At 69.4% G+C, this 1,466-nt stretch carries 1 protein-coding gene; it reads left to right on the top strand.

The genetic code is table 11. The features are described from left to right. The first annotated feature begins 169 nt into the window (after nucleotides 1-169). Nucleotides 170-1,438, top strand: a complete 1,269-nt coding sequence (locus AB1460_RS37450; RefSeq protein WP_368967296.1) for an IS256 family transposase — start codon at nucleotides 170-172, stop codon at nucleotides 1,436-1,438. Nucleotides 1,439-1,466: the final 28 nt, after the last annotated feature.

The raw sequence follows: 1,466 nt of genomic DNA, 5'->3' as shown, positions 1-1,466 counted from the left end.
CGACCCGGCCCCGGACGCCCACCCGGCCGCGCCAACCGACGACAGGCGATCATCCAACCAGTCGGGAAGGCCACGGACAGGTCAACAGCCGCAGGACCTGAAGGACAGACAAGTTAAACAACAAGCTCAGTCAGGCCGACGTTGACTCGTCGGTCGGGAAGGCACGCCCGTGCTCACGGTAGTACCCGAGGACAGCACGTCCGCCGATGGTCCGGCGGCGGCACCGTTGCTGATCGACGAGATCGTCCGGGAAGGTGCTCGGCGGATGCTCGCCGCCGCTCTGGAAGCCGAGGTCGACGCCTACATCGCCGAACTCGCCGACCAGCGTGACGAGCGCGGTCGCCGGCTGGTGGTCGGTAACGGCCATGCCCAGCCCCGGCAGGTGATGACCGCGGCCGGCGCGGTCGATGTCCAGGCGCCGCGAGTCAACGACCGCCGCGTCGATGCGGACACCGGCGAACGGCAGAGGTTCTCCTCGGCGATCCTGCCCCCCTGGTGCCGCCGCTCCCCGAAGATCGCCGAGGTGCTGCCGCTGCTGTACCTGCACGGCCTGTCCTCGGGTGACTTCGTGCCCGCGTTAGAGCAGTTCCTCGGCTCAGGTGCCGGCCTGTCCGCGTCCACGGTGACCCGGCTGACCAGCAGCTGGCAGGCCGACTACCAGACGTTCACCGCCCGGGATCTGTCCGGCGTGGACTACGTCTATATCTGGGCGGACGGCATCCACGTCAACATCCACCTGGAGGAAGACCGGCTGTGCCTGCTCGTCCTCATCGGCGTGCGCGCCGACGGCCGCAAGGAACTCATCGCTCTCGCTGACGGCTACCGGGAATCGACCGGCTCGTGGGCGGACCTGCTGCGGGACTGCGCCCGTCGGGGCATGTCCGCACCGGTGCTCGCGGTCGGCGACGGCGCGCTGGGTTTCTGGGCCGCGCTACGCGACGTCTTCCCCGCCACCGCCGAGCAGCGCTGCTGGATCCACAAGACCGCGAACGTCCTGGCCGCACTCCCGAAGTCCGCCCACCCGGGAGCGAAGAAGCACCTCGCGGAGATCCACAACGCCGAGGACAAGACCCACGCCCGCCAGGCCGCGACGACGTTCGCAGCCGCCTACGGGGCGAAGTTCCCCAAAGCCGTCGCGAAGATCACCGACGATCTGGAGGTGCTGCTGGCGTTCTACGACTACCCGGCCGAGCACTGGGTGCATCTACGGACCACGAACCCGATCGAGTCCACGTTCGCCACCGTCCGCCACCGCACCAAGGTCACCAAAGGGCCGGGTAGTCGGGCCGCCGGACTCGCCATGGCGTTCACACTCATCGAGTCCGCCCAAGCCCGCTGGCGCGTGGTCAACGCCCCGCACCTGGTCGCCCTTGTCCGCGCGGGTGCGGTGTTCGAGGCAGGCGAGCTCGTCGAACGCCCACAGCCCCACGCGGCATGAACAGTCCCCGCCCCGCCCCCGTCGCTTA

The organism is Parafrankia sp. FMc2, assembly GCF_041008525.1.
GTDB lineage: Bacteria > Actinomycetota > Actinomycetes > Frankiales > Frankiaceae > Parafrankia.
This window is presented reverse-complemented; position numbering and strand designations above follow the sequence as displayed.